Raw genomic sequence first — 466 nt, forward strand, 5'->3', positions numbered from 1 at the left:
GTGCGCATGAACTATCAGTACCGCGCGTTCGGCATCCCCGGGCTGGGCCTCAAGCGCGGGCTCGACCAGGATCTGGTGATCGCGCCTTACGCCAGCATGTTGGCGTTGATGGTGGCGCCGGAAGCGGCCTGCCAGAACCTGCAACGGCTGACGGCGGCGGGTTTCGGCGGCGAGTACGGCCTGTACGAGGCCATCGACTACACCGCCACGCGGGTGCCGCCCGGCCAGGACTGCGTGGTGGTGCGTTCGTTCATGGCCCATCACCAGGGCATGGGGCTGCTGGCGCTGGATCATCTGCTGCGCCAGCAACCGATGCAGCGGCGTTTCGTCGCCGATGCCGAGTTCCAGGCCACGCTGCTGCTGTTGCAGGAGCGCATCCCGCATGCCGGCGTGTTCCATCCGCACGAGTCCGAAAGCGCGGGCACACGCACCGCCAGCGCCGAGACCGAAACCCAGCTGCGCATCC

1 protein-coding gene is annotated in these 466 nt (G+C 68.0%); it reads left to right on the plus strand.

The genetic code is table 11. The features are described 5' to 3' along the window. The coding region (locus JQK88_RS35635) for a glucoamylase family protein (protein ID WP_203281268.1) at nt 1–466 on the plus strand (466 nt) is incomplete at both ends.

Origin of the sequence: Mesorhizobium caraganae (assembly GCF_016836705.1) — a bacterium.
Lineage (GTDB): Bacteria > Pseudomonadota > Alphaproteobacteria > Rhizobiales > Rhizobiaceae > Mesorhizobium > Mesorhizobium caraganae.